The sequence below is a fragment of the Pseudorhodoferax soli genome, from assembly GCF_003337555.1.
GTDB classification, from domain to species: domain Bacteria; phylum Pseudomonadota; class Gammaproteobacteria; order Burkholderiales; family Burkholderiaceae_C; genus Pseudorhodoferax; species Pseudorhodoferax soli.
Genome location: NZ_QPJK01000003.1, coordinates 604,702 through 621,868, shown reverse-complemented (window position 1 = coordinate 621,868; position 17,167 = coordinate 604,702). Strand labels below are relative to the sequence as shown.

At 69.1% G+C, this 17,167-nt stretch carries 16 protein-coding genes; 8 read left to right on the top strand and 8 right to left on the bottom strand.

All coding sequences use genetic code 11. The features are described from left to right. The first annotated feature begins 48 nt into the window (after positions 1-48). Both DES41_RS14530 and DES41_RS14525 read left to right on the top strand, forming a co-directional pair. Positions 49-948 (top strand): dienelactone hydrolase family protein, encoded by a 900-nt coding sequence (locus DES41_RS14530; protein ID WP_114468343.1) that lies wholly within the window; start codon positions 49-51, stop codon positions 946-948. Between the two features lie 131 nt (positions 949-1,079). Beyond that, positions 1,080-2,030 (top strand): ferritin-like domain-containing protein, encoded by a 951-nt coding sequence (locus DES41_RS14525; protein WP_114468342.1) that lies wholly within the window; start codon positions 1,080-1,082, stop codon positions 2,028-2,030. Positions 2,031-2,049: 19 nt separating this feature from the next. On the opposite strand, the gene DES41_RS14520 is transcribed toward DES41_RS14525, so the two are convergent. The 3 genes from DES41_RS14520 to DES41_RS14510 form a co-directional block, all read right to left on the bottom strand. Next, positions 2,050-2,949 carry a sulfurtransferase gene (locus DES41_RS14520; protein WP_425466364.1) on the bottom strand — a complete coding sequence of 300 codons (900 nt, stop codon included), beginning with the start codon at positions 2,947-2,949 and terminating at the stop codon, positions 2,050-2,052. A 48-nt stretch (positions 2,950-2,997) separates the two neighbouring features. Beyond that, the gene (locus tag DES41_RS14515; RefSeq protein WP_211332977.1) at positions 2,998-3,921 is read right to left on the bottom strand and encodes a DMT family transporter; all 924 of its coding nucleotides are present in this window, start codon (positions 3,919-3,921) and stop codon (positions 2,998-3,000) included. A 79-nt stretch (positions 3,922-4,000) separates the two neighbouring features. Then, complete coding sequence (locus DES41_RS14510) at positions 4,001-5,176, bottom strand: aromatic ring-hydroxylating oxygenase subunit alpha (protein WP_114468339.1); 1,176 nt, start codon at positions 5,174-5,176, stop codon at positions 4,001-4,003. A 258-nt stretch (positions 5,177-5,434) separates the two neighbouring features. Here DES41_RS14510 and xseB point away from each other — a divergent pair, with 258 nt between their 5' ends. From xseB to DES41_RS14490, 4 genes are all read left to right on the top strand, one after another. Next, complete coding sequence (gene xseB / locus DES41_RS14505; protein ID WP_114468338.1) at positions 5,435-5,674, top strand: exodeoxyribonuclease VII small subunit; 240 nt, start codon at positions 5,435-5,437, stop codon at positions 5,672-5,674. Then, positions 5,671-6,642, top strand: coding sequence for a polyprenyl synthetase family protein (locus DES41_RS14500; RefSeq protein WP_114468337.1), 972 nt, complete (start codon positions 5,671-5,673; stop codon positions 6,640-6,642). The genes xseB and DES41_RS14500 overlap by 4 nt, the downstream gene beginning before the upstream one ends. Before the next feature lie 22 nt (positions 6,643-6,664). Then, complete coding sequence (dxs, locus tag DES41_RS14495; RefSeq protein WP_114468336.1) at positions 6,665-8,590, top strand: 1-deoxy-D-xylulose-5-phosphate synthase; 1,926 nt, start codon at positions 6,665-6,667, stop codon at positions 8,588-8,590. Positions 8,591-8,722: 132 nt separating this feature from the next. After that, a complete protein-coding gene (locus tag DES41_RS14490) occupies positions 8,723-9,805 on the top strand; it encodes a TRAP transporter substrate-binding protein (RefSeq protein ID WP_114468335.1) in 1,083 nt (360 codons plus the stop codon). 65 nt (positions 9,806-9,870) lie between these two features. On the opposite strand, the gene DES41_RS14485 is transcribed toward DES41_RS14490, so the two are convergent. Together DES41_RS14485 and DES41_RS14480 are read right to left on the bottom strand one after the other, a co-directional pair. Beyond that, the gene (locus tag DES41_RS14485) at positions 9,871-11,697 is read right to left on the bottom strand and encodes a TRAP transporter large permease (protein ID WP_114468334.1); all 1,827 of its coding nucleotides are present in this window, start codon (positions 11,695-11,697) and stop codon (positions 9,871-9,873) included. Between the two features lie 20 nt (positions 11,698-11,717). Next, entirely contained in the window at positions 11,718-12,332 is a 615-nt protein-coding gene (locus tag DES41_RS14480) for a TRAP transporter small permease subunit (protein WP_114468333.1), read from the bottom strand. A gap of 159 nt (positions 12,333-12,491) precedes the next feature. Between DES41_RS14480 and DES41_RS14475 the strand changes: the two genes are divergently transcribed. Next, positions 12,492-13,706 carry an SUMF1/EgtB/PvdO family nonheme iron enzyme gene (locus DES41_RS14475; protein ID WP_114468332.1) on the top strand — a complete coding sequence of 405 codons (1,215 nt, stop codon included), beginning with the start codon at positions 12,492-12,494 and terminating at the stop codon, positions 13,704-13,706. A 3-nt stretch (positions 13,707-13,709) separates the two neighbouring features. Here the strand turns inward: DES41_RS14475 and DES41_RS14470 are convergent, their stop codons facing one another. Further along, on the bottom strand, positions 13,710-14,273 hold the full coding sequence (locus DES41_RS14470) for a hypothetical protein (protein WP_114468331.1): 564 nt from the start codon (positions 14,271-14,273) through the stop codon (positions 13,710-13,712). Positions 14,274-14,349: 76 nt separating this feature from the next. Continuing rightward, a complete protein-coding gene (locus tag DES41_RS14465; protein ID WP_114468330.1) occupies positions 14,350-15,225 on the bottom strand; it encodes an NAD(P)-dependent oxidoreductase in 876 nt (291 codons plus the stop codon). A 98-nt stretch (positions 15,226-15,323) separates the two neighbouring features. Between DES41_RS14465 and DES41_RS14460 the strand changes: the two genes are divergently transcribed. Next, the gene (locus tag DES41_RS14460; RefSeq protein ID WP_114468329.1) at positions 15,324-16,409 is read left to right on the top strand and encodes an isocitrate/isopropylmalate dehydrogenase family protein; all 1,086 of its coding nucleotides are present in this window, start codon (positions 15,324-15,326) and stop codon (positions 16,407-16,409) included. A 2-nt stretch (positions 16,410-16,411) separates the two neighbouring features. Here the strand turns inward: DES41_RS14460 and DES41_RS14455 are convergent, their stop codons facing one another. After that, positions 16,412-17,137 carry a transcriptional regulator NanR gene (locus DES41_RS14455; protein WP_114468328.1) on the bottom strand — a complete coding sequence of 242 codons (726 nt, stop codon included), beginning with the start codon at positions 17,135-17,137 and terminating at the stop codon, positions 16,412-16,414. Between the last annotated feature and the right edge of the window lie 30 nt (positions 17,138-17,167).

Sequence of the window (17,167 nt, the reverse complement as noted above, 5' to 3'; positions counted from 1 at the left end):
TCGGCACCGGCGCGGCTCAGTCAACCTCCCGTCCACCCAGGAGCCAGCATGCTGCGTGAAGATATCCAGTCCGATTTCGATTCCTTGCTGCCGGGCAGCACCACCGAGCAGGGCGCCTCGCGCCGCACCGCCTTGAAGGCGGCGCTGGGCGTGGGGTACGCGGCCTCGGCACTGCCCATCATGGCCCAGACGGCGATCAAGACCTCGTCCGAAGGGCTCACTGTCGGCGAGATCGGCTTCGAGGTCAATGGCTTCAAGGTGCCGGCCTACCGCGCCGCGCCGGCCGGCAAGACCGGCCTGCCCGTGGTGCTCGTGATCCAGGAGATCTTCGGAGTGCACGAGTACATCGCCGACACCGCGCGCCGCTTCGCCAAGGCCGGCTACCTGGCCATCGCCCCCGAGCTGTACGCGCGCCAGGGCGATTCGAGCCAGTATGGCGAGATCGCCAAACTGCAGGCCGAGCTGGTGTCCAAGGTGCCGGACGCGCAGGTCATGGCCGACCTGGACGGTGCCGTGAAGTGGGCCGGTGCCAACGGGGGCGACGTCTCCAAGGTCGGCATCACCGGGTTTTGCTGGGGCGGCCGCATCACGTGGCTGTACAGCGCGCACAGCCCCAACGTGAAGGCGGGTGTCGCCTGGTACGGCCGGCTGGTCGGCAATGCCAGCGAAACCACGCCGCGCCACCCGGTCGACGTGGCGGGCCAGTTGCACGGGCCGGTGCTGGGCCTGTATGGCGCGGCCGACACCGGCATCCCGCTGGACACGGTGGAGAAGATGAAGGCTGCCCTGGCGCAGGGCAGTGCCGCTGCCAAGGCTTCGGAGTTCGTGGTCTATCCCGATGCGCCGCACGCCTTCCATGCGGACTACCGTCCCAGCTTCCGCCAGGGCCCGGCAGAGGACGGCTGGAAGCGTGCCCTGGCCTGGTTCCAGGCCAAGGGCGTCGCCTGATCCTGGGCGTCTGCGGTCTGCGCCTACGGGCGGCGCCGGGCCTGGACGACGCTGCGTCTGCTGCGGTGCTCCGACGATGAGGGACATGTCCCAGCACGGGACCTGTTCAACCTGAACGAAGGAGCACCACCATGGCAGCAGCCGACAAACACGATCCGCGCGACCAACGCAACCTGGACCCCATCACCGAAGCGCCCGGGGCGCACCCCGTCGGCACGGGCGTCGGCGCCACCGGCGGTGGCGTGGCCGGCGCGGCCATCGGCGCCGTCGGCGGCCCGATCGGCGCTGCCGTCGGCCTGGTGGCCGGCGCACTCGTCGGCGGCCTGGCGGGCAAGGCCACGGCCGAGCGCATCAACCCCACGGTCGAGGAAGCCTACTGGCGCGAGAGCTACACGCGCGAGCCCTACTACGAAGCCGGCCGCAGCTTCGACGATTACGGCCCGGCCTATGCCTACGGCTGGGGCGCGACCATGACCTATCCGGGACCGTTCGAGGAGGCCGAGCCGGCACTGGCGCGCGACTGGGAAAGCAAGCGCGGCGGATCGTCGCTGGACTGGCAGCAGGCCCGGCCTGCCACGCGCGCCGCCTGGGACCGCGTGCAGGCGCCGAGCTCCGTCTTGGCAGACGACGACCGCGACGATGTGCTGGAAGCGCTGGACGATCTGCTCAAGACCTGCCGCGACGGCGAGAAGGGCTTCAAGGAGGCGGCCGAGCACACGCGCACCGCCAGCCTGGCCACGTTGCTGCGGGACCGCGCGCAGACCTGCGCCCGCGGCGCCGAGGAACTCGTCGCTGCGATCGGCCAGCTGGGTGGGGAGGCCAACGACCGGGGCAGCGCCACGGGCGCACTGCACCGGGGCTGGGTCAGCGCACGTGGCAGCGTGGGTGCGTTGAGCGACCTGGACATGCTGGAGGAATGCGAGCGCGGCGAGGACGCGGCGCTGGCCCGCTACCGCAAGGCACTGGAGCAACCGCTGCCCGCCGATGTGCGCACGCTGGTGCAGCAGCAGATGGCCGGTGCCCAGCGCAACCACGACGAGATCAAGCGCCTGCGCGATGCCGAACGCGCGCGCAAGGCCTGAGGAGGCCTGACCGCAGCGCTCAGCTGCCCGTGGCGATCGGCCGGCTCCGGTCGCTGCACCAATCGCTCCAGCTGCCGGCGTAGAGAGCGGTGGCGGGGTAGCCCGCCACCTGCATGGCCAGCAGGTTTGGCACGGCGCTGACGCCGCTGCCGCACTGGTGCACCACACTGGCGGGATCGCGGCCGGCCAGCAGGGCGTCGAACTCGGCGCGCAGTTGTTCCGCGGGCTTGAAGCGCCCGTCCGCGCCCAGGTTCTGTGCGAAAGGGCGGTTCAGCGCGCCCGGGATATGGCCCGCCACCGGGTCGAGCGGCTCGGTCTCGCCACGAAAGCGGGGGCCTGCGCGCGCATCGAGAACGGTTTGCGCGGGGCTGTCCAGCCGCGCGAGCACTGCGTCGGCATCGACGAGGTGTGCCAGCGGCGCGCGCAGTTCGAAGTTGCTGCGGAAATGGCCGGGTTCCTCGCCGGCCGCCACCTCGCCGCCGCTCGCCTGCCAGGCCTGCAGGCCGCCGTCGAGCACGGCCACGGCCTCGTGGCCGGCCCACTTGAGCATCCACCACAGCCGGCCGCAGTAGTTGGCGCCCTGGCGGTCGTAGACCACGGCCTGCATGTCGTTGGCGAAGCCGATGCTGGACAGCCAGATCGCGAACTTCTCGCGGTTGGGCAGGGGATGGCGGCCGCCCGATGCCGGCGCGTCGGCCGCTTGCGCGGTGACGACGCCGTGCCTGCCCGGGGCGCCGTGCATGGCGCTCAGGTGCCGGTCGAGATCGGCGCGCACGGCACCGGGGATGTGGGCTTCGAGGTACTGGGCGTCGCCGGCCTGCGGCTTCATGAGTTCGAAGCTGCAGTCGAACAGCATTTGCGGCTGGCCGCTGGCGCGCAGGGTGCGCAGCTGCTCCGGCGTGATCAAGGTGGTGTACATGGGCACTCGGCTTCGTGGTGAACGCCCCATTGTGGCGTGCCGGGCCCCTCAATGCTCCTCTGCGGGCGCCTTGGGCACGGCGCGCTGGCGCAGCACCGTGGCGACCACGCCGCTGGCAATGACCAGGCCCATGCCCACGACGCCCGTCATGTCGATCACATCGTCGAACAGCAGCACGCTGAAGATGGACGCGAAGACGATGCCCGAGTACTGCAGGTTGGCCACCACCAGCGTGCCGGCCTGGGTCTTGGCCTGGGCATAGGCGCGCGTCATGCACAGCTGGCCCAGGGCGGCCAGCACGCCGATCGGCAGCAGCCACAGCGCATGCAGCCAGTTCCAGGGCGACAGGCCCGTGAACAGCATCCAGAGCCCGCCCATCACGGCGGCGCCCAGTGCGAAATAGAACACCGTCCGGGTCTCCGGCTCGCCGATGCGGGACAAGGCGATCACCTGCAGGTAGGCGAAGGCCGCGGTGAGGCCGGAGATCAGCCCCACCATGCTGGCAAAGCCCTGGCCGGGGTTCACGTCGGGCTTGAGGATCATCACCACACCCACGAAGCCGACCAGCACGGTCAGTGCCAACACGCCCTGCAGCGGCGGCAGCGGCACGCGGCCGTCGCGGCCCGGGATCGGCACCCAGGCCAGCAGCGCGCCGCCGACCAGGAAGGTGGCGATCCAGATGCTGCTCATGTAGTTGAGCGTCATCGCCGCGGACAGCGGGATGTGGGCGATGGCATAGAACCAGCAGCCCAGCGAGAAGGTGCCGATGACGCTGCGCCAGACATGCATGCCCGGATAGCGCGTGGCCAGCGAGACGCCCTGGCGCCGGGCCAGCACGCCGATGAAGACCACGCCGACGATGCCGCGCCAGAACACCAGTTCGGCGCTGTTGAAGGAGGCCGAGGCGAACTTGACGCACACGCCCATGGCGGCGAACAGGAACGCCGACGCCACCATCCAGAGACCTTGCATGACCGCTCTTGCTTGTTGTTGTGGGTTGAAAAGAAAAAAGGGGGCCCAAGGCCCCCTGCCGGACGGAAGGCGGAAAGCCTCAGCGCTCCCGCGTCTGGAAAGGCCGCGCCAGCGGCACGCCCTGCAGCTGGCGCCGGTACCACTCGTGGAAGTGCTGCATGCCGTCCTCCATCGGGCTCTGGTAGGGGCCAGCCTCGTCGTCGCCGCGTTCCATCAGCGCCTTGCGGCCGGCGTCCATGCGCAGCGCGATCTCGTCGTCCTCCACGCAGGTCTCCATGTAGGCGGCCTGCTGGGCATCGACGAACTCGCGCTCGAAGGCCGCGATCTCCTCGGGGTAGTAGAACTCCACCGTGTTGAGCGTTTTCTGCGGCGACACCGGGTACAGCGTGGACACCGTCAGCACGTGCGGATACCACTCCACCATCACGGTGGGGTAGTAGGTCAGCCAGATCGCGCCGTAGCGCGGGGCCTGGCCCTCGCGGTAGTCCATCAAGGCCTTCTGCCAGCGCTGGTAGGCCGGGCTGCCGGCCTTGCCCAGGCGGCCGGCAATTCCCACGGTCTGCACCGAGTGGTGCTCGCCAAACTCCCAGCGCAGGTCGTCGCAGCTGACGAAATTGCCCAGCCCCGGATGGAACGGGCCGACGTGGTAGTCCTCCAGGTAGACCTCGATGAAGGTCTTCCAGTTGTAGTCGCACGTGTGCAGCTCGACGCGGTCGAACACGTAGCCGTCGAAGCTCAGGTCCGCACGCGGCCCCAGGCCGGCCAGTTCGCGCTCCACGCGGCCGGGCTCGGCACCTTCGAACAGCAGGCCGTTCCAGTTCTGCAGCGGGTAGTTCGCCAGGTTGAGGCATGGGTCCTCGGCGAAATGCGGCGCGCCCAGCAGCGTGCCGGCCTTGTCGCCGCGGCCGCCGCTGTAGGTCCAGCGGTGCAGCGGGCAGACGATGTTGCCGCCCGCGCTGCCGCTCTGGGTGTGGGCCAGGGAGCCGCGGCCCTTGAGGATCACGGCCTGACGGTGCCGGCAGACGTTGGACACGAGGTCCACGCCATGCGGCGTGCGCACCAGCGCACGGCCCTCGCGCTCCTGCGGCAGCACGTGGTAATCGCCGACCTGCGGCACCAGGAGTTCATGCCCCACGTAGCGGGGCCCGCGCTGGAAGATCGTCTCCAACTCGCGCTGAAACAGCGCTTCGTCGAAATAGCTGGAAACGGGGAGTTGGCTTTCGGCCTGCTGAAGTTGAAGACTTAAATCAGACATGCATGTCCTGACCTAGAGACTCCCCCTATGAAGGGGCAGGGTAGGCGCCTGTTCCGACGGCACCAAGGCACCAGTGGAGATTCGCGCGGGAGGGGTGGATCGGCTGAGCCGCCGAGGCTCCTTTCGAAGCGTTGCCGCTTGCTAGGGAAAAAGAGGCGCGATTGTAGCCCCGACCGATGTCAGTTCGCCCTGTAAGGAATGCGTGGCGGCGCAGCGCCTAAAATCCCGCCCTTCGCCCCAACTCGCTCCAGATCGCCCATGCCCAAGGCCGCCGCCTCGCCCCCACCCGCTCCGGTCAGCTACGAGGCCGCGCTGCAGGAGCTGGAAGCGCTGGTGGGCCAGATGGAATCGGGCCAGATGCCGCTGGACGGCCTGTTGACCGGCTACCGCCGTGGCGCAGAACTGCTGCAGTTCTGCCGCGGCCGGCTCGACGCCGTGGAAGACCAGATCCGCGTGCTGGACCAGCAAGGCCAGATCAAGCCCTGGAGCGCCGAATGAGTGCCGTGCCCGCCATCGCCGCGTTCGACCTCGCCACCTGGAGCACCGCCACGCTGGACCGCGTGGAGAGCGCGCTGTCGGCCTGGGTCGCGCCCGACACGGCCGATGACGACGGCCACGAGGCGCCCGCCGCGCTGCGTGAGGCCATGCGCTATGCCGTGCTCGATGGCGGCAAGCGGCTGCGCCCCTTGCTGGTGCTGGCGGGGCGCGCGGCCGTGGCCGGCGCCGAGCCCGAGGGCATGGCGCGCGCGCTGGACGACGCCGCGCTGCGCGCGGCCTGCGCGGTCGAGCTGATCCACGCCTATTCGCTCGTGCACGACGACATGCCGTGCATGGACAACGATGTGCTGCGCCGGGGCAAGCCCACGGTGCACGTGCGCTTCGGTGAAGCCCAGGCGCTGCTGGCGGGCGACGCCCTGCAGGCGCTGGCCTTCGAACTGCTGACGGCCGAGCAGGCCACGGCCCCGGCCGGCGTACAGGCCAGGCTGTGCCGCCTGCTGGCGCGCGCCGCAGGCTGCGAAGGCATGGCCGGCGGCCAGGCCATCGACCTGGCCAGCATCGGCCGCGCGCTGTCGGAAGAGCAGCTGCGCGACATGCACCGCCTGAAGACCGGCGCGCTGCTGCAAGGCAGCGTGATGATGGGCGCGGCGTGCTGCGACCCCGAGAGCAGCTGCAGCACGCAGGCCCTGCAAAGCCTGTCGGCCTACGGCGCGGCGCTGGGCCTGGCGTTCCAGGTCGTCGACGACATCCTGGACGTGACGGCCGATTCCGCCACCCTGGGCAAGACCGCCGGCAAGGACGCCGCGCAGGACAAGCCCACCTACGTCTCGGTGCTGGGCCTGGCGCGTTCGCAGGCCTATGCCCAGGAACTGCTGGGCCAGGCCCTGGAGGCGCTGGCCGGCGCCGGCCTGGCCGATACGCGCGCGCTGCGCGCCCTGGCCGACATGGTCGTGAACCGCTCGACTTGAGCGTTACGGAGAGAACAACCCCATGGCGAATCCGGACGCAGCGGCCTACCCGCTGCTCATGCGCATCAACGACCCGGCCGACCTGCGCCGGCTGCCGCGCCACGAACTCAAACCCCTGGCCGACCAGCTGCGCGCCTACGTGCTCGACAGCGTGTCGAGGACCGGCGGCCACCTGAGCTCCAATCTCGGGACCGTGGAACTCACGGTGGCGCTGCACTACGTCTTCAACACGCCGGCCGACCAACTGGTCTGGGATGTGGGCCACCAGACCTATCCGCACAAGATCCTGACCGGCCGGCGCGACCGCATGCCCACGCTGCGCCAGCTGGGCGGCCTGTCGGGCTTTCCGATGCGCAGCGAGAGCCCGTACGACACCTTCGGCACGGCCCATTCCTCGACCTCGATCTCCGCTGCGCTGGGCATGGCCATGGCGGCCAAGCACAAGGGAGAAGACACCCACGCTGTGGCCGTCATCGGCGACGGCGCGCTGACCGCCGGCATGGCCTTCGAAGCGCTCAACAACGCGGGCGTGTGCGACTGCAACCTGCTCGTGATCCTGAACGACAACGACATGAGCATCAGCCCGCCGGTGGGCGCGCTGAACCGCTACCTCGCACAACTGCTGTCGGGCAACTTCTACGCACGTGCGAAGAACGTCGGCAAGCAGGTGCTCAAGGCCGCGCCCCCATTGTTCGAGCTGGCCAAGCGGCTGGAGCAGCATGCCAAGGGCATGGTCGTGCCGGGCACCATGTTCGAGCAGTTCGGCTTCAACTACATCGGGCCGATCGATGGGCACGACCTCGAGTCGCTGATCCCCACGCTGGAGAACATCCGCCAGTTGAAGGGCCCGCAGTTCCTGCATGTGGTCACCAAGAAGGGCCAGGGCTACAAGCTGGCCGAGGCCGATCCCGTGGCCTACCACGGCCCCGGCAAGTTCGACCCGCGCGTGGGCCTGGTCAAGCCCGCCACGCCGGGCAAGCCCACCTTCACGCAGGTGTTCGGCCAGTGGCTGTGCGACATGGCCGCGCACGACCCGCGCCTGGTCGGCATCACGCCGGCCATGCGCGAGGGTTCGGGCATGGTGGAGTTCGAGCAGCGCTTTCCCAAGCGCTACTACGACGTCGGCATCGCCGAGCAGCATGCCGTTACCTTCGCCGCGGGCCTGGCCACGCAGGGACTCAAGCCCGTGGTGGCGATCTACTCGACCTTCCTGCAGCGCGCCTACGACCAGCTGATCCACGACGTGGCGCTGCAGAACCTGCCCGTGGTGTTCGCGCTGGACCGCGCCGGCCTCGTTGGCGCCGACGGCGCCACGCACGCGGGGGCCTACGACATCCCGTTCCTGCGCTGCATCCCGAACATGGCGATCGCCTGTCCGGCCGATGAAGCCGAATGCCGCGGCCTGCTCAGCACCGCCTTCGCGCAGGAGCATCCGGTGGCGGTGCGCTATCCGCGCGGTGCCGGTGTCGGTGCCAGCGTGGCCACCGACCTGCAGCCCTTGCCCTATGGCAAGGGCGAGGTGCGGCGCCAGGCGCAGCGGCCGGCCGCCGGCCGGCGCATCGCCATCCTGGCCTTCGGTACCTTGCTGTATCCCGCACTGGAAGCGGCCGAGCGGCTCAACGCCGCGGTGGTCAACATGCGCTGGGTCAAGCCGCTGGACACCGCGCTGCTGCTGCAGGTCGCGGCCGAGCACGACGCGCTGGTCACGGTGGAGGAGGGCGCCATCATGGGCGGTGCCGGCAGTGCCGTGGCCGAGGCACTGGCTGCTGCAGGCGTGGCCAAGCCCTTGCTGCAGCTGGGCCTGCCGGACCGCTTCATCGAGCATGGCGACCCGGCCAAGCTGCTGGCCTTGCAAGGCCTCGATGCGCCGGGCATCGCCAAGGCGATCGAGGCGCGCTTTCCTTCTCTCGTCGAGCAGGCCCAGGCGGCCCTCAAGCTCGTGGCGTGAAGCCCTCGTTCAGGGGTAAACCCGCAAGAAGCGGCTTGTAACCGCTTTCTACAATCGGCGCCGACCTCTGGTCCCCGTTTCTCCAAAAGGGAAGCGGGTTTTTCTTTTGTTGATTCTTCGGAGAGCTTTTCAATGGATCGTCGTTCCGTCATCAAGAATGCTGGCATCGCCGGTGTGCTGGCCACGGGCATCGCGCCGGCTGTGCACGCCCAGGCCGCAGTGCGTTGGCGCCTGGCTTCGAGCTTCCCGCGCTCGCTGGACACCATCTTCGGCAGCGCCGAAATGCTGTCCAAGACGGTCAAGGCACTGTCGGGCGGCAAGTTCGAGATCTCCGTGCATCCGGCCGGCGAACTGATGCCTGCATTCGGTGTGGTCGATGCGCTGCAGGGCGACAACATCGAGATGGCCCAGAGCGCGGCCTACTACTTCACCGGCAAGGACCCGATCTTCGCGTTCAGCTGCGCCGTGCCCTTCGGCCTGACGACGCGCCAGAACACCTCGTGGAAGGACCACGGCAACGGCCGCAAGCTGCTGGACGCCTTCTTCGCGCAGTACAACTTCAAGACGGCCAGCGCCGGCAACACCGGCACGCAAATGGGCGGCTGGTACCGCAAGGAGATCAAGACCGCGGCCGACCTCAAGGGCCTGAAGATGCGCATGGGCGGCGGCGTGTTCGGCGAAGGCATGGCCAAGCTGGGCGTGGTCTCGCAGAACATGCCGGCCGGCGACGTGTACCAGGCGCTGGAAAAGGGCACGCTGGATGCGGCCGAATTCGTCGGTCCTTACGACGATGCGAAGCTGGGCTTCAACAAGGTCGCGCCTTACTACTACTACCCCGGCTGGTGGGAAGGCGGCGCCGACCTGGAATTCTTCATCAACGTGAAGAAGTACAACGCGCTGTCCGACGAGAACAAGGCCATCCTGGACGCCGCCTGCAAGGTGGCCGCGACCGACATGACGGCCAAGTACGACGCCTTCAACCCGATCGCGATCAAGAAGCTCGTGGCCGAAGGCACCAAGCTCATGGCCTTCCCCAAGGCCGTGATCGATGCCGGCTTCAAGTCCTGCATGGAAGTGTTCGCCGAGCACGAGGCCAAGTCGCCCGAGTTCAAGAAGATCCACCAGGACATGCGTGCCTTCCAGCGCGACCAGATCCTGTGGAACCGCTTCTCCGAGTTCCCGTTCAACCAGTACATGAACGGCGTGAAGATCTGATCTTCAGGCCCGAAGAAAAAAGCCCCGCGGCGCACGCCGCGGGGCTTTTTTCATGGTGAGGCAGCTCAGGGCTTTTGCTGCTTGAGCGCGTCCTGCATGGCCTTCATCGGGTCGTCGTCGGCGGCGGCAGGGGCCGCCTCGGGTGCCGGCACGGCCGGCGCGGATGCGCCGCCCTCGGGCTCTGCCGGCTTCTCGTCGGCGCCGTAGCCGCCATCGGCGCCGTAGCCTTCGCCGCCGCTTTCGGGCTGCAGCCCTTGGCGCATCTGTTCGCCGACGGCCTTGAGGTCATAGCTCTGCACCTTGTCCAGGCTGCCCGTGACCAGGTTCGGGAAGGCGATCATCACGCCCACCATGAACAGCTGGATGAACAGGAAGGGAATCGCGCCCTTGTAGATCTGCATGGTCGTGACCGGGTCCATGACCTTCTTGGTCACGCGGTCCACATAGGGCTTGTCCGGCGCCACCGAACGCAGGAAGAACAGCGCGAAGCCGAACGGCGGGTGCATGAACGAGGTCTGCATGGTCATGGCCAGCAGCACGCCGAACCAGATCAGGTCGATGCCCAACTTGTTGGCCACCGGTGCGAGCAGCGGCACGACGATGAAGGACAACTCGAAGTAGTCCAGGAAGAACGCCAGGAAGAACACCAGCAGGTTCACGAAGATCAGGAACCCGATCTGTCCACCCGGCAGGCTGGCCAGCAGGTGCTCGACCCAGATCGGGCCGTCCGCGGCCTGGAACACCAGGCCGAACACAGTGGCGCCGATCAGGATGAACATCACGAAGCTGCCCAGCTTGGTGGTGCTGGCGAGCGCCTGCTTGAGCAGCGCCAGGCCGAGCCTGCCGCGCATCCAGGCCATGACGATGGCGCCCATGGCACCCATGGCGCCGCCCTCGGTCGGCGTGGCCACGCCCAGGAAGATCGTGCCCAGCACCAGGAAGATCAGCAGCAGCGGCGGGATCAGCACGAAGGTCACGCGCTCGGCCAGGCGCGAGAGCAGGCCGAGGCCGATGAACTTGTTCAGCAGCGCGATCAGCAGCGCCACCATGGCACCGCCGCACATGGCGACCACGACCTTCTCGTCGGTGGCGACGGAGGTGACCTCCTTGTTCAGCCACCAGCTGTGCACCTCGGGCATGTGGCGCGCCAGCAGCATCGACACCAGGAAGGAGATGACCGCCAGCGCCAGCAGAGAGGGGTAGCCGCCGCTGCCGTTCGGCTCGCGGTAGATGCGCGCCTCGGGCGGCAGGGCCGGCACGCTGGCCGGCTTGAAGATGGCCAGCGCGGCGATGTAGAGCACATAGCAGCCCACCAGCATGAAGGCCGGCACGAACGCCCCCTTGTACATGTCGCCCACGCTGCGGCCGAGCTGGTCGGCCATGATGATCAGCACCAGCGAGGGCGGGATGATCTGCGCCAACGTGCCCGAGGCTGCGATCACGCCGCTGGTGAACTTCCGGTCGTAGCCATAGCGCAGCATGATGGGCAGCGAGATCAGGCCCATGGAGATCACGGAGGCCGCCACCACACCGGTGGTGGCCGCCAGCAGTGCGCCGACGAAGACCACGGCCAGCGCCAGGCCCCCGCGCATGGGGCCGAACACCTGGCCGACGGTGTCGAGCAGGTCCTCGGCCATGCCGCTGCGCTCCAGGATCAGGCCCATCAGCGTGAAGAAGGGCACGGCCAGCAGCGTGTCGTTGGCCATGATCCCGATCAGGCGCTGCGGCAGCCAGGCCAGCACCGAGGCCGGGAACACCCCGAGCTCGATGCCGATGATGCCGAAGCTCAGCCCGCAGGCGCCCAGGCTGAATGCCACTGGAAAGCCCAGCAGCAGAAAACAGATCAGCCCCGCGAACATGATCGGGGCGAAGTTGGTGGTGATGAATTCCATCGTTGTCGTCTCCGGCGCGCTCAGCGGGCCGCTGCGGGGGCCGCGGCGGCCTCGCCCTGCTCGCGTTGGCGCAGGATCTCGGCCAGTTCTTCTTCAGCGCTTTTCTCGCCGGCCTTGACGGTCGGGTCCGGTCCGTCGCCGGTCAGGAAAGCGATGCGCTTGATGAGCTCGGACCAGCCCTGCAGCATCAGCAGCGTGAAGCCAACCGGCAGCGCCAGCCACACGGGCCAGCGGATCAGGCCGCCGGGGTTGCCGGACATCTCGCCGCTCTGGTATTGCTGCAGCGTCATCGGCACGGTGTAGTACAGCACCAGCAGGCACAGCGGCGTGAGGAACAGCGCGAAGCCGACGATGTCGATCCAGACCTGCGCCTTCTTGGGCAGGCGGCTGTTGAGCACGTCGATGCGCACATGCTCGCGGTTGAGCAGCGTCACGCCGGCGGCGACCAGGAAGGACCAGGCGAACAGGTACCACTGGACCTCGAGGTAGGCATTGGAGCTGGTGTTGAACACCTTGCGCACCACGGCATTGATGGCACTGATGGCGGTGGACGCCAGGATCAACCAGATCACCCACTTGCCGACCTGGGTGTTGAGCCAGTCGATGGCCCGCGATAGCTTTAACAAGCCTTGCATGTCTTCCTCGTTGGTATTGGATGCCCGGATGCGAAAGCACCCGGCACGCCGGCGTTGTGCGCCAGCGGGTCGGGTGCGTGAGGCGCGCGGATTTTATAGGCTGCGCCGGTGCGCCCTTCCGCGTGGGAACCCGTGCCGGCGGCGTGCCCATAATGGCCCATGCCAACGTCTTCCGCCGCCACGCTGTCCGCGTCCGTGGACACGCCCGCCTTCCGCCGCGCCGGCCGCGAGGCCTTGTCGCTGGCCCTGATGGATGCGCGCAACCACACGCTGCACCTGCTCAGCCTGTGCGAACGCCATGGCGCGGGCATGGCCGGCCGCACGGGCGATCCGCTGTGGCTGGCTGGCCATGCCGGCTGGTTCGCCGAGCGCTGGATCGGCCGCAACCCACAGCGCCACCAGGGTGCGGCCTGTCCACCGCAGCCGCTGCGGCTGGCCTCCATCGAGCCGCGGGCCGACCTGTGGTGGGCCGATGGCGCCGAGCAGGGGCCCGATGCGGCCACCACGCGGGCCTACCTGCTGGAGCAACTCGAAAGCACGCTGGAACTGCTGGAGAAGGCGCCCGACAGCGACGCCGGCCTGTACTTCTTTCGTCTGGCGGTGCTGCACGAGGACCGGCGGGGCGAGGAGATCCTGGTGCAGGCCCAGCGCCTGGGCGTGCCGGTGCCGCTGCTGGCGCGCGAACCGCGCCGGCCGACCGCGCCGCTGCTGGTGCCGGCCACGCGCTGGCAGCTGGGCGCCATGCCCGTCGGCCTCGTGCTCGACAACGAACAGTGGGCCCACGCGGTGCAGATCCCGGAGTTCGAGATCGATGCCCAGCCCGTCAGCTGGGCCCAGTTCGTGGAGTTCGTCGACGACGGCGGCTACGACCGCGCCGAACTCTGGCAGCCCGAGGGCTGGGCCTGGCTGGAGCGCGAGCAGGCCCTGGACGACGGCCGGCGCGGGCCGCGCTACGTGGAGCAGATCGGCGTGGCCAGCGGCGCCGTGCTGCAGCAGCGCTTCGGCAGGCCGGTGCGCATGGCCGCCGAACACAGCGCCACGCATGTGAGCTGGTGGGAGGCCGACGCCTGGTGCCGCTGGGCCGGCAGGCGCCTGCCGGCGGAGGCCGAATGGGATTGCGCGGCGCACACCGCCGCGCGGCGCGGCTTCGACTGGGGCATGGTGCACGAATGGATGGCCGGCACGCTGCAGCCCTGGCCCGGCTTCACGCCCGGGCCCTGGGCCGAGATGAGCCAACCCTGGATGGGCCGCGCGCGGGTGCTGCGCGGGGCCTCGTTCGCCACGCGTGCGCGGCTGCACGACCGTGGCCTGCGCGGCTTCGCGCTACCCGACGACGATTGGCGCTTCGTCGGCTTTCGCAGCTGCGCGCTTTGACACTCAGGGCTTGGCGGCGGGCGCCGGTTCCGGCGCGCCGATGGCGGCGTCCAGCTTCTTGCGGATCGTGGCTTCCAGTGCCTTGAGCTTGGGTTCCATGTCGCCGCGCACTTCGGGGCCGAGCTTCTCGGCCAGTGGCCGGAACATCTCTTCGTTGATCTGCTGGTACTTGCGGAAGGCCGGCGCCTCGAGCGCGCCGACCAATTGCTTGAGTTCGGCTTCGGAGAACTTGGCCTCCAGCACGCTGCCGGTCGTCGAGGGCAGCAGGCGCACCGCGCCTTCGCGCAGGATCGGCGTGCTTTCCTCCACGAACTTGCGCACGTCGGCCTGAACCTCGCGGACCAGTGCCTCGCGCTTTTCCAGCGGCACGCGCTGCTGGATCACCGCGCTGACCGACTGCATGATCGCCACGGCCGGCCGCTCGGCCAGCCCGCGCACCTGGGTCTCGACGATGGGGCGCTGCAGCTGCAGCACCTTGGCGATGAGTTCCTTCTTGGCGGGCGAGGTTTCGGCGTGGGCCAGGGTGCTGGCCGCGACCAGCAGTGCAGCGGCAAGGATCTTGTTCAAAGCGTGTTTCCTGTGATGGAAGATGCGGGCGTGGCGGCCATTATCACCACGCCCGGTGACGGCGCCGTCAGCAGCGTCAGCGCGTCGCCAGCAGGGCCACGAGCTCCGGGAGCAGGCGATCGCCGTTGCCGGCCTGCACGGCCTGCTCCAGCGTGTGGCGCACACCCTGCGCCACCTCGCGCGGGGCGCCGCCATCCTCGGCCATCTGCGTGTAGTAGCCCAGGTCCTTCAAGGCATTGGACATCGAGAAGCGCAGGCCCGAGCTGTCCTGCGCGAGCAGGAAGGGCTTGAGCCGCTCCAGCGCCGCGCCGCCGCCGCCGCCCTTGGCCAGCACGTCGACGAAGACCTCGGGCGCCACGCCCGCGCGTTGCGCGCAGGCTGCGGCTTCGGCCAGCAGCGTCACGAAGCCCAGCGACACGTAGTTGTGCAGCAGCTTCATGCGGTGGCCCGCGCCGATGGGGCCGGCGTGCGTGATGTTCTCGGCGAAGCAGGCCAGGATGGGCCGGCATTCGGCGAACAGCGCGGCATCTCCGCCGACCAGCAGGTTGAGCCGGCCTTCGTGCGCCTCCTTGGGCGTGCGTGTCATCGGAGTGTCCAGGAAGCGGCCGCCTGCCGCCTGCACGGCCTGGGCCACGCGCTCGGTGGAGGTCGGCACGGCGGTGGAGCAGTCGATCACCACGGTGCCGGGCTTGAGGCCCTCCAGCACGCCGCCTGCGCCCAGCAGGACGGCCTCGACCTGGGGCGTGCCGGTGACGCACAGGATCACCACCTCGGAGGACTCGGCCACGGCCTTGGCGCTGGTCTGCGTGGTCACGCCAGCGGCCTTCAGCTCGTCCAGCGGCTGGTTGCCGGCGTGTTCGAGCACGGTGAGCGGGTAGCCGTGCCTGGCGATGTTGCGGGCGATGCCGTGGCCCATGAGGCCGATGCCGATCATGCCGATCTTCTGTTTCATGCCGTTGTCCTTGCGTGTTGACGGAGAGGGAAAGGGGGCCTGCGGCGCGGGATTGTCTGGCATATTCGTCGGCCACAACGCCAGGAGACCAGACAGACATGCGCAGCTACGACATCGCGACCATCGAAGGCGACGGCATCGGCCCGGAGGTGTGCCGGGCCGCCGTCACCGTGCTCACCGAGGCCTGCGGCACCAGCTTGCTGCGCTTTGCCAACTTCGACGGCGGCGCCTTGCACTACCAGCGCAGCGGCGCCGTACTGCCCGAGGACACCTTCGCCGCCTGCAACAGCATGCACGCCATGCTGCACGGCGCGGCCGGGCTGCCGGGCGTGACCTATCCGGACGGCACCGAGGTCGGCAACGACCTGCACCTGCAGCTGCGCTTCAAGCTGGACCTGTTCGCCAATGTGCGTCCGATCCGCCTGTACGCGGGCGTCCAGTCACCGCTGGCGGGCTTCCAGCCGGGCCAGATCGACTACGTCATCGTGCGCGAGAACACCGAAGGCCTGTACGCCAGCCGCGGCGCGGGCGTGAACCTGCGCGGCGAGGTGGTGACCGACCAGTTGGTCATCACGCGCAAGGGCACGGAGCGCGTGGCCAAGTTCTCGTTCGACCTGGCGCGCCGGCGCCAGGGCGCGCCGCGCGACGGCAAGCGCCGCGTGACGGTCTGTGACAAGGCCAACATCCTGCGCAGCTATGCCTTCTTCCGCGCCGTCTGCGACGAGGTGGCGGCGGGCTACGCCGACGTCGAGATCGACTACGCCTACGCCGATGCCATCACCGTGCACATGCTCAAGAAGCCCGACTTCTACGACGTGATCGTGGCCGAAAACATGTTCGGCGACATCATTTCCGACCTGGGTGCCGGCACCGTGGGCGGCCTGGGCATCGCGGCCTCGGCCGAACTCGGCGAACGCCATGGCCTTTTCCAGGGCGCGCACGGCTCGGCGCCCGACATTGCGGGGCAGAACCTGGCCAGCCCGGTGGCCACCGTGCTGTCGGGCGCGCTGATGCTGCGCTGGCTCGGCGAACAGCATGGCGACGCCGCGTTGCTGAGCGGCGCCGACCGGGTCGAGCAGGCCGTCGAGGCGGTGCTGGCCGAAGGCCGTGTGGTGCCGCGCGACCTCGGCGGCCAGGCCAGCTGCACCGACATGACCGAGGCGATCTGCCGGCGCCTGCGCTGAGCTCAATCCGCGCTCTGCTGCTGCGCGATGCGCTGGTACATCGCGTTGGAGCGCAGCAGGTGGGCCCGCATGGCCTGTTCGGCCGCGTCGCCATCGTGCGCCGCGATCGCGTCGACGATGCGCTGGTGCTCGGCCAGCGTGAGCTGCTCGGCGCCGGGCGCGCGCACCAGCGGCTGGTAGTAGTCGCTGCCCCAGCGGAAGATGGCCTCGACGATGGCCGGGAAGATCGGGTTGCCGCTGATGCGCGCGATCTCGCGGTGGAAGGCCATGTCGCGGTCGAGGAAACGGTCCAGGTTCGCCAGTGAACCGCGGTGCTCCGCGATGCGGGCTTGCAACGCCTGCACGTCCTGCGGCGTGGCGCGCTCGGCCGCCATGCGCGCGGTGCCGGCCTCGAGGAACACGCGCGCATCCTTCATGTGCTCCAGCGTGTCGGGCTGCATGCTGAGCAGGTGCCGCGCGCCGCTGCCGATCTGGCGGATCAGGTCGTCGGCCGTGGGCACCACCACGCGGGCGCGCTCGCCGTGCGAAATCTCGACGATGCCCGAGCGCTCCATCGCCTGCAGCGCCTCGCGCACGGCGGGCCGGCCGACGCCGTAGAAGTCCATCAGTTCGCGTTCGGGCGGCAACTGGTCGCCGGGGCGGATCTCGCCGCTCTCGATGCGGGCCATCAGGCGCTCGACGACCTCCTGGTAGAGCTTGCGTTTCTGGATCGGGCCGGTGGTGCTCATGCGGAAGGCGCGGACGGACGGGGTAGGGCG